This is a genomic window from Neobittarella massiliensis (ex Bilen et al. 2018) (assembly GCF_900289145.1).
GTDB classification, from domain to species: domain Bacteria; phylum Bacillota; class Clostridia; order Oscillospirales; family Ruminococcaceae; genus Neobittarella; species Neobittarella massiliensis.
This window is the reverse complement of the sequence record NZ_OKQO01000016.1, coordinates 1-10,481: the sequence shown is the minus strand read 5'-3', so window position 1 is coordinate 10,481 and position 10,481 is coordinate 1. Positions and strand designations below refer to the sequence as shown.

Sequence of the window (10,481 nt, the reverse complement as noted above, 5' to 3'; positions counted from 1 at the left end):
GATGCAGACAGGCGCTCTCGCCGGCTGTCGGGCGCGGCGGCGGGGCGGGGCGGCAGATCGTCGCGGTTGGGCCGGGGGATCTGGGTGACCTGGTCGCGGTGATAGGGTTGCGGCGGCTGGCGCACATCGCTGTCGCTGTGGATATTGACTTTTAGCTTGCCGGTGATGACGTTGGCCTCGGTCACTACGCCGTCGCCGTCGGGGGTGCGCACCCAACTGCCGGGTTTGGGGGTGATCTTGCCGAAATCCTCGTAGCCCTTTTGCTCGAACTTTAAGCAGCACATGAGGCGGCCGCAGGTGCCGGATATTTTTGAGGGGTTGAGGGAGAGACCCTGCTCTTTGGCCATTTTGATAGAGACCGGCTGGAACTCGCCCAGGAAGGTGGAGCAGCAAAATGGCTTGCCGCAGACCCCCAGGCCGCCCAGCATCTTGGACTCGTCGCGCACGCCGATCTGCCGCAGCTCAATGCGGGTGCGAAATACCGAGGCCAGGTCTTTGACCAGCTCGCGGAAATCGACCCGGCCGTCGGCGGTAAAGTAAAACAGGATCTTGGAGCCATCGAAGGTGTACTCCACGTCGATGAGTTTCATATCCAGGCCGAACTTGGCGATCTTTTTCTCGCAGACTTCAAAAGCCTCTTTTTCTTTTTGGCGATTTTTCTCGACCCGGGCCACATCTTCGGGTGTGGCCACCCGCACCACCTTTTTGAGGGGCTTTACGATCTTATCGTCGTCCACGGTGCGGTTTTTCATGGTGCATTCGCCGCACTCGATGCCGCGGGCAGTTTCGACGATGACCCGGCCCCCCTTAGGGACCTGGTTGCCGTCGGGGTCGAAGTAGTATACTTTGCCCACGTTTTTAAAGCGGACACCGATCACTTCTGCCATCTATTTTGATCCTCCACTGTAACATTGCGCCAGCGCGGCGGCCAGTTGGGCCTGCACCAGCGCCAGATTGGCATTTCTCTCGATATAGCGGCACGATGCCTGCACGCAGGTCATCACCCGGTCGGGCGCGATACGGCCCATACCGCTGAGCTCGCCCAGCGAGGGGGGCACTGCCGCCCCCTGATAGCGCACCTTGGCGGCAAAAGGCAGCAGGCGCACTACGTCATCCAGCAGCAGGCGCAGCTCGTCGCGATTTTTGCACCTGTAAATAAGACCGGCGACCGCCGCCGGCTGCTGAGCGCCCACCGCCGCCAGCAGTTTCATAGCCATCTGCAGCCGCTCACGGGGCCCATCCTCACTTTTTTTAGCTGGGGATTTTGTTTTGGCGGCCGGTTTTTTGGCGCTCTTGACCCGGCGCAGACTGGTCTGCTCGAACCGCGCCGCCGCCAGGTTTTGCCGGGTGACGCCGAAGTACTGCATGGTCCGGCCGATATTGCCCTCGAACAGTTCGCTGATAAAGCGCAGCTGGTCGGCCGGCAGCGAGTCGCCGGCAAAAAAGGCCACACAGTCGTCCACCGGCGGGGGGACGATGGCAAAATCCATCACCCGTGAACGCACGGTGGTGAGCAGGCCCTGCGGCGAGTCGGCGGTGAGGATGAACACCCCGTGGGAGGGCGGTTCCTCCAACGCCTTGAGCAGCGCATTTTGTGCCTGAGCAGTCATTTTTTGAGCGTCGCAGATGAGCACCACTTTATAACTGCCCTGGTTGGGCAAAGTATAGAGCTCGCTGGTGACGGCGCGCACCTGGTCTACTGAGATACTGGCCCCCTCGGCCTGGACGACGCACAAGTCGGGATGGATGCCTTTTTGCGCGTTTTGCCGGGCTACCTGCGCCGCGTGTTCGGGCAGGCCGACCGACAAAACTTCCCCCGCAAACAAGACAGCAAGGGTGTAGAGACCACACCCTTGCTGTCCGCTAAAGAGCACTGCATGGGGAACACGGCCGGAAGCCAACATCGTCTCCAGCAGTGCGAGCACTCGTGTATTGCCCAGGAACGTTTCGGAGAGACTAGTACTTCTCGAATCTCTCGACATTGGTCACAAAGATGGTGGCGCCGCCGACAGCTACCTCGATGGGGTAGGCCGAGGACAGGCCGGCACCGTACGCGATGGACGAAGGGACGATCTGCGTGCGCTTTTTGCTGTTCTCTTCGATGATAGACAGCACTTCGGGCACCTTTTCGTCATCGGTACCGATGATAAAAGTGGTGTTGCCCGCCAGCAGGAAGCCGCCGGTGGTGGCCAGCTTGGTCACAGAGAATTTTTTCTTTGTGAGGGCGTTCTGGACGGCGCCGCTGTCGTCTTTGTTTACGATTGCAAATATGAGTTTCATAAGGTGACCCTCCCTTGTGTGTTGCAGTAAGAGGTACTGCTACCTCTTTTCAAGCTCATTCTACCACTTCTGTGCGGGAAAAACCAGTGTTTTTCAGCATATTCATAAAAATTTTATGAATTCTACAGGCCATGACTGTAAATTTTGTATTATCACTGCGGGTATGGGCAAAAGGGACAAAAGACGACAGAAAATAGCCCCGGCTGCTGTGCCGGCTGCCGGATATGGCTATACATAGGCCCGGCGCACGCTGCCGTCGACCTGGGCGGGGCGGGTGTCGAAGCTGACGATGGCCCCGGGGGCGCACTCGATCTTGGTGACGTCGACCATCACCGTCTCGTGGTCTACATAGCCCAGGATGCGGGCGGGCTTGCCGCCGATATCGCAGTAGGTGCGGCGGCCGGTGAAGGCCCGGCGCACGGCGGCGCCGATATAGCGAAAGATGTGGCGGAACTTAAATACATTTACCACCGTCTCCTGACACAGGCCGTCGGCAAAGCCGGTGGGGACCAGCGCGATCTGGGTGGGCTTTTTGGTTTTATAGGTGCTGCCGTAACCCACGTTATAGTGGGCCGGCACCCAGCGCACGTCGATGACTTCGCTGACTAAGCGCCCCACCTTTTTAAAGCCCCAGCGGTCTTTTTGGGCCATGCGCCCGACCATGGCGCTGCCGCAGCGCACCGCGTCGAGCCGCAGCCAGGGGTAGGTGAGCGCCGCCAGCGAATTGGCCGCGTGCACGGTGCCGTAGCTGATGCCTTCGCGCCGCAGCACGGCGAGCATCCCCTTTAGGGCCTGATACTGCTTTTTGACCCGCTTTTCGTGTTTGCAGTCGCTGGCGGAGACGTGGGTATAGATGCCCTCGAGCGCCAGGTTGGGCAGATACTTGGCCGCCTGTACGGCTTTGCCTACCTCCTGCGGCATGAAACCAAAACGGCCGCTGCCAGTATCGAACTTAAAGTGGATGCGGGCCCGCTTGCCCGCGGCGGCGGCGATACCGTTTAAGATGACGGCGCTGTCGTAAGAGCCGATGGTGGCGATGATGCCGTGGCGGACGATCTCCTGCGCGACCGACTCGGTGGCGTAGGGGGTGAGCAGCAGCACATCCAGCCCGGCCACCGCGTTTTTGACCCGCACGGCTTCCTCGATGCGGGAGACGGCCACCAGGCGGTAGCCGTTGGCAAACAGCAGCCGCGCCATCTGCTCGTCGCCCACGCCGTAGGCGTTGCCGGACAAGAGCGGAATCACGCCCGCTTTGCCAACCGCCTTTTTAAAAAGGCGCAGGTTGTAGAGTATACGGTCGGTCTGGACCATGAGTGTGGTCATCGCTCTCCCCGCTTTCTATCCCCGTTTTGGGCGCGCCCGCGCCCGGTAAGCCCATTATAACAGATTTTTCGCCCCATACCAACAGGCTGCGGCAAGCATGATCGCATTTTATGAAAAGCCGCCGGGGCGCAGTTACTGCTCTGTGACTTCACCGGCGGGGCCCGGGTGCTGCAGCGCCCAGTTGCGCTCGAGCACCCGGGGGCCGCGAAAGCCAAACGCGCGGGTCTTGCACAGGGGGCGCAGCTGCTCTTTGGACACGGTGGCCACGGTATCTTTTAAAAAGCCGGGCAGCGCGGTGGGCGACACCTGCCGGTTCATGGGGCAGCAGAGCTGGCAGCGGTCGCAGCCCCAGAGCAGCTCGCTGCCGGCGACGAGCCGCTGTTCCCAGCCGGTGAGCTCTCCCTTTTTTTGGCTGATATGAGACAGGCAGCGATCGGTACACACCGCCCCATCGGCGATGGCCCCGCCGGGGCAGACCTTTTGACAGGCGCCGCAGTGCAGACAACCGCCGGCGCGAAACAAAGCGGCGGTGCGGCGCGGCAGCGGGCAGCTGGTGATCAGCTCGCCGATAAACACATAGCTGCCGTACTGCCGGGTGATGAGCAGGCCGTTGTCGCCGACTATGCCCAGGCCGCAGCTGGCCGCCAGCGCCACCTCGTCGAGGGGGGAGCTGTCGACAAAGGGGATGAAGGGGTGCCCGGTAGCTTTAGCCAGCTGTTGGGCCAGCTGGGCCAGCTGGTCGCCGATGACGCGGTGATAGTCGGGCACGGCGGCGTAACAGGAGATGTTGCCGCCAAAAGCCGGAGGATGGGCATAGGGAAAACAGAACACCAGCGCCCACAGCCGGCCCGACGGCAGTAGGCCGGCCCGGCGGCAGGCAAACCACTGCGCCGGGGGCGGGACCGGCACACAGCCCCAGCTGACGCCCGGCCGATCCCGCAGCCACTGTTCGACAAGATCCATGATATATCCTCCTTTCTCCACAATTATACACTGGGTAATTCCACCGTTTCAACACAGTTATCAACATCTTTTTGATTTTTCGGCCTGAATATCGCCCGAGTTTTCCACTGTTTCCACACAGTTTTCCACATCTCTTGGGGAGTGGGGTAAAAATGAATATTTCATGACGGAATTATTACATCTAGTTTATTCCCCTAGGCGGGGGGCGAAAATGCGGCTATACTGTGCACAGCGGCCCAAAATGCCGGCGGCACCGGCCCCGTGTTTTGCGGCTCACCGACGAAAATATGCCCGCGCCAAGGCGGGGGCCCGTTTACGGGAGGGACTATGGACCACGTACTGAAAGTAGAAAAGCTGTGCAAGCACATCGGCAAGAAAGCCATCGTACAGGACGCCACCTTTTCGGTCCGCGCCGGGGAGATCATGGGCTTTTTAGGCCCCAACGGCGCCGGCAAGACCACCACTATCAAAATGATACTGGGGCTGCTGAAGATCGACAGCGGGCGGGTGCGCATTGGCGGGTACGACGCAGCGCGCCAGCCCGAACAGGCCCGCGAGAGCGTGGGCGGCATTATTGAAAACCCGGAGATGTACGCCTACCTGTCGGGGCGCAAGAACCTGCAGATCTACGCCAACATGTACCCGGGCATTACCCGGGCGCGCATCGACGAGGTCATCTCGATGGTGAAGCTGGGGGATCGCATCGACGACAAGGTGCGCCGCTACTCGCTGGGGATGCGGCAGCGCCTGGGCGTGGCCCAGGCCATTATGCACCGGCCCCGGCTGCTGATCCTGGATGAGCCCACCAACGGGCTGGACCCCATGGGTATCAAGGAGCTGCGGGACACGCTGCAGCTGCTGGCGCGGCAGGAAGGTGTGGGGGTGCTGATCTCGAGCCACCAGCTGGCCGAGATGGAGCTGATGTGCGACCGGGTGTGTATCATCGACGGGGGCAAGATCATCGCCACCCGCGACCTGCATGCCGACGAGGACCAGCAGGAGCAGCTGCACATTGCCGTAAAAGACCCGCAGCAGGCGGCAGCGACCTGCAGCCGGCTGCTGCCGGACCTGGCCTTTACTGCCGAGGACGGCGTGCTGTGTACCCGCTGCGACCACAGCCGGATACCCCAGCTGGTGGCGACCATGGTACAGGCGGGCCTGGAAATCTACGCGGTGACGCCCCACCGGGACAGCCTGGAGGACATGTTCCTGCAGACGACGACCGGTTCGAAAGGACAGATACAGTAAGTGCGAATGAGCGACCGGCAACGGCCCCGGGCCAGAAAGGTGTGACCCTGTGAAAAAGACAGCATCGCTGATAAAAAATGAGTTTATAAAAGAATTTGGCAAGAAGAGCACCGCTGTGATCTTGCTGCTGGCACTGGCAGTGGGTATTATGCTGCCCATTTTGTCGAGCAGGAACCATGCGGCTGACGACGACCGCAGCTACCTGGAGAGCCAGATCAGCTGGAACGACCAGTCGATCGCGGAGATCAAGCAGGAGAGCGGCTCCAAACGGCTGCCGGAGCAGCGGTTCTACGAGATAGACAATCAGGTGCTGCAGCTGCAGGTGGACGAGAATATCAGCTACAGCGACTACCGCACCAACCTGCTGGACTACTACCGCAGCGCGCTGCTGGAGATGGCGGGCCTGCAGCTGTACAGAGAGCGGGGCGAGCACTACAGCCTGAGCGATATAGCCAGCTACCTGACGGTGCCCGACGGCATTGAGGAGATGGACGCTGCCGCTATCGACCAGCGGCTTGCCCAGCTAAAGACCCAGGCCGAGCGCTACCGCCAGGTAGTGGCGCAAAACAGCTACGGCACGTACACCCAGATCATGCTGGAGGCGGCTACCGAGCAGACCAATGAACTGCAAAAGCAGGTGGACGCCCAGCAAAAACTGGTGCAGGCCGACGCCCAGGATCTGGCGGTGGCAGAGGCGCTGAGCTCTTTAAAGACCCAGCTGGCCCAACAGACCGAACTGGTAAAGCTGTATCAGTACCGCCTGGACCACGACATCGGGTACGGGGAGGACGACTACAAAAACAACGCCTTGCAGGAACTGCAGGAGCAGCTGGGCGAGCGCTATGCCCCCATGTTGGACGAGGGCGACTTTATCGAGGCCCAGAAAGGCGGCCAGTTCGGCCGCAACATGACCTACGCCCAATACCAGGAGAGCTACCAGGACCGGCAGAAAGCGCTGACTGAGCGCAGTGCGGTGCTGTGGCACAGCCTGGAAAACAATATCCCCCTGTTTGAGAGCAGCAACAAGGACCCGCGGTCGGCAGCCGAGGGGCTGCTGGGCTCGGTCGCTATTGCGGTGATCGTGGTGGTGGTGTTTGCCGGCAGCAGCGTTTCGCGGGAGTTCTCCTCCGGCTCGATACGGCTGCTGCTGACCAGGCCGGTGCGCCGCTATAAAGTGTACACCGCCAAGTGGGTGACCTGCATGCTGTTGGGGCTGGGCTCGTATCTGCTGATGGCGATAGGTACCGTTGTGACGGCGGGCATTAAGCTGGGCTTTGGCGGTTTTGGCGTGCCGGTGCTGCAGTACCGAGACGGCGCAGTTGAGCAGATGGGCTTTTTCAGCTATCTGCTGCCGCGCATGGGGTATGTGTGCATCGCCATCATCTTTATCGGCACGATCGCCTTTTTCTTCTCGGCGGTGGCCAAAAACACCGCGCTGGCTGTGGCGCTGCCTACCGCCGGATATTTTGGCAGCCCGCTGGCCCTGCAGCTGGCGATCATGTTTGGCTTTAACTGGGTGGCCTACACCCCCATTGCCTACATGGACCCGAGCCACCTGGTGCGCAACGACGGCTTTTTAGAGCAGTTGCGGGAGATGAGCGGGGTGACCCTGTCGGCCGGGTACGGGGCGGCCATGCTGCTGGGGATAGCTGCGCTGTTCTTTGCCGCCGGCATGTGGGTATTTTGCCGGCGCGACATCACCAACTGAGGACCGGCGGGCCTGCGCTGCTCCACGCCCCGATCAGACGCCGGTGGGCGGGGCGGTACAGACGCTGCCAAGATACATCGTGTAACACACAAAAAGGCGGGCTATATAGCCCGCCTTTTTTGCGTGGGTGCGGTGGGGATGTGGACATAGGGGCGGCCCGGCCCCAGGTACTGCCGCCGCCCGGGGCCGGGCCGCCTATATTGATCGGTTCTTTGCTGTGCGTGTTACTGTGTACTGTATACTGCAAGTCGCCAAACGGGTGCGCCTGTTTGGCGCCCGTATAAGATAAGATCAGTAGGTATCCGTCTCTGCCGGCTGCATATGGGATACCAGCAAGCCGCTGGAAAATACGGAAAGCCCACAGAGAATGAGTGCCGGTGCATCGAGCGGGCAGCTGCCCATTAGAGCCAGCAGCCCGGTGGCCAGTGCCGCCAGCAGCAAAACGGCGCTGTCGACCCAGCAAAATGCGGTGTGCTTTTTGCAGCGGGCCAGCGTGTAGAGCCACACAGCGGCGATGAGCAGCAGGGCCAGCCAGTGGACCGGGCAGCTATCGGCCCCGGTAAACGGCACGGCATCATCCGCCTGGGGGCCACTGCCGGGACTGGTATCGCCGGCGTCGGGCTGGGGGGCGATATCGACGGCGGTCTGACTTTGGCGCAGCGCATAGTGCAGGGTGATGGTGACGCGGTTGCCGGCGGTATCCTCGACCGTATAGCGGATGTCGTAGGCGCCGACCTTTTGGGTGTCTATCCCCTTTTTGGTGATGTCTTTGCCGTCTTTATCGAAGATATACAGACCGATGACCTGCAGTTTTTTACTGCTTTGGCCGGAGAGGATGCGAAAGCGCTGCTGCATGATAGACAGGGCCGTTTGGCGGTCTATGCTGCCATCGTACAGCGCCGGGTCTCTGCGGATGACTTCGGTGGCCCAGTCCTCGTAATAGGCGTGGTTCTTGCCTGTTTTGGGGTCTTTTTTCACGGTGGGATCGGCCAGCGGCTTATCCGGGTCGATGGGCGGGCCGACGATCGGGTCGACATAGTCGGGGTAGACCACCACCGGCGGGGCGTTGGGATCGGTGAGGATATCGGTGAGATACAGGGTGGTCGTGTTGCCGTCGGCATCGGTGACTTTATACACCACGGTAAAGCTGCCGGCTGTGGTGGTATCGGCCCCGGCGGCAGTGACGTCTTTGCCGCTCTGCATGATCTTCAGCTCGCTGGTCATATCCCCGGCGACGTGGGCGGAAAACTGATAGCGGTACTGCAGCAGCGCCCGGGCGTCGGCGGCGTCAAAATTGCCGCCGTAGAGAGGGGCGCTCTCGTCGATCTCCTCGTTTATGCTGTCGTAGACGGCGGCGTGCTTGAGGCCGTTTTCATCGGTATCGATCTGAGGGCCGGGCACCGGATCATCCGGCTTTACCTCTGGGCCCACCACAGGGCCGGGCAGTATGCTGGGGCCGGTGGGATCGCTGGGGTCGTCTACCGACTCGGGCCGCAGGACGCTCGGCGGGTCGATGGGCGAGATGATCTGCGGCGCGCCCAGGTTGCCGGCGGCGTCCACTGCCCGGTACACCCCGTTTTGGGAGATCGTATAGTTTTGGCTGGCGGCGCCGTTGCCGGCGGTCAGTTCAAATACCTGCAGGTCCTGGAAAGCGCCTTCCGCGGCCTGAGCCGGACCGCGGCGCAGCAGCAATTGGGGTGCAGGCTGGGCCGTCTTCTTCTGCAGTTTCCACACGCCGGAGAGACTGTCGGTGAGGGTGAGGTCGGTGCTGGCGGCGGCAAGACCGGGGGCGGTCTTATCGATCTTGATCTCGTCTTCTTTTTTTACCGATACAGCGNCAGCCAGCACCACCAGCAGCATCGCCGGGTTCAGCCCCGCCGGTTCCTGTTCCGGCTCCGGCTCTGTTTCCGGGGCGGGCGGAGGTTCCGGGTCCTGGCCCGTACCTGTCTCTTATTCTCATCTAGATGTGTTTAAGCGGCAGAAGTAGGGCGGGTTACAGGTGATGAGATCGAACTGCTCGGCGCCAAAGAGCGCATCGGCCCGGCGGATATCACCCTCTACCGCCCGCATGTTTTGGAGACCGGAGCGCCGGATGGAGTGGTGAAACTGGGCCACTGCCGCGGGCTGGATATCGAGCCCGGTAACAGCGGCGGGGGCGACTTGCCGCTGCAGCACGAAGGGGATGATGCCGCAGCCGGTGCCCAGGTCGAGCACCCGGTCGGCCTTTTTGGCGGCGGCAAAACCGGCCAGCAAAAAGGCGTCACCGCCAAAGCGGTGCTGGGGAGTAACGGCCAGCTGCAGGCCGCCGCCCAGATCTTCGTACTGGTAGTGCATGTGGTATCTCTCCCCTCTCTGTACCGGACCGGTGCTGAGCAGCTGTCGGGCCCGTGTTGGGCTGGTGGGCGATTGTTGGGCGGGCGTCAGGCAGATATTGGGCCGGCGAAAGCGGCACAAAAACAGATAGCGGACACTGTTACGTGTCCGCTATCTCGGATAAAACGCTGTGCTTAGGCCTCTACGGGAGCACCTACAGGGCAGGTACCGGCGCAGGCGCCGCAGTCGATGCAGGTATCTGCGTCGATCACGTATTTGTCGTCACCAGCGGAGATAGCGCCTACGGGGCAATCGGCCTCGCACGCACCACAGCTGATGCACTCGTCAGTGATTTTATAAGCCATTGGTAATACACCTCCTTGTATTTCCCCTCTATTCTAACATATATTCTGTAAAAAACAAGGACTTTACGCAAAAAACAGTCGGCTAACATTTTCCTGCTGAAACCGCATGGCAACAGGCTTTACACAAACTTTACTGCGGCTTCTTACCGGGCTGTTGCCCGCCGGGCCGACCGGTATTTTTGCCGCGCCGATTTCGGCCGCCGCGGCTGTGGCCGCTGCGCGGCACCTCGCCCCTGGGGGCGCCGGGAGCCGGGGCCCGTTCGGGGCGCGGGGATGCAGAC

At 61.3% G+C, this 10,481-nt stretch carries 9 protein-coding genes; 2 read left to right on the top strand and 7 right to left on the bottom strand.

Annotated elements, in window-relative coordinates; genetic code table 11:
- The 5 genes from C6Y32_RS14860 to C6Y32_RS14840 form a co-directional block, all read right to left on the bottom strand.
- On the bottom strand, positions 1 to 887 hold an 887-nt coding region (locus tag C6Y32_RS14860; RefSeq protein ID WP_105206062.1), incomplete at its 3' end, for a PSP1 domain-containing protein.
- Positions 888 to 1,925, bottom strand: coding sequence for a hypothetical protein (locus C6Y32_RS14855; protein ID WP_164998313.1), 1,038 nt, complete (start codon positions 1,923 to 1,925; stop codon positions 888 to 890).
- A gap of 31 nt (positions 1,926 to 1,956) precedes the next feature.
- Positions 1,957 to 2,280 (bottom strand): cyclic-di-AMP receptor, encoded by a 324-nt coding sequence (locus C6Y32_RS14850; RefSeq protein ID WP_105206060.1) that lies wholly within the window; start codon positions 2,278 to 2,280, stop codon positions 1,957 to 1,959.
- Positions 2,281 to 2,508: 228 nt separating this feature from the next.
- A complete protein-coding gene (locus tag C6Y32_RS14845) occupies positions 2,509 to 3,603 on the bottom strand; it encodes an alanine racemase (RefSeq protein WP_105206059.1) in 1,095 nt (364 codons plus the stop codon).
- 132 nt (positions 3,604 to 3,735) lie between these two features.
- Positions 3,736 to 4,566: an epoxyqueuosine reductase gene (locus C6Y32_RS14840; protein WP_105206058.1), complete on the bottom strand. Its 831-nt coding sequence runs from the start codon at positions 4,564 to 4,566 to the stop codon at positions 3,736 to 3,738.
- Positions 4,567 to 4,893: 327 nt separating this feature from the next.
- On the opposite strand from C6Y32_RS14840, the gene C6Y32_RS14835 reads away from it, so the two are divergent.
- A complete protein-coding gene (locus tag C6Y32_RS14835) occupies positions 4,894 to 5,814 on the top strand; it encodes an ABC transporter ATP-binding protein (RefSeq protein WP_105206057.1) in 921 nt (306 codons plus the stop codon).
- A 49-nt stretch (positions 5,815 to 5,863) separates the two neighbouring features.
- Positions 5,864 to 7,522 (top strand): ABC transporter permease subunit, encoded by a 1,659-nt coding sequence (locus C6Y32_RS14830; RefSeq protein ID WP_105206056.1) that lies wholly within the window; start codon positions 5,864 to 5,866, stop codon positions 7,520 to 7,522.
- Between the two features lie 1,956 nt (positions 7,523 to 9,478).
- Here C6Y32_RS14830 and C6Y32_RS14820 read toward each other — a convergent pair.
- Positions 9,479 to 9,856 carry a methyltransferase domain-containing protein gene (locus C6Y32_RS14820; protein WP_105206055.1) on the bottom strand — a complete coding sequence of 126 codons (378 nt, stop codon included), beginning with the start codon at positions 9,854 to 9,856 and terminating at the stop codon, positions 9,479 to 9,481.
- 173 nt (positions 9,857 to 10,029) lie between these two features.
- Entirely contained in the window at positions 10,030 to 10,200 is a 171-nt protein-coding gene (locus tag C6Y32_RS14815) for a DUF362 domain-containing protein (protein ID WP_105206054.1), read from the bottom strand.
- Between the last annotated feature and the right edge of the window lie 281 nt (positions 10,201 to 10,481).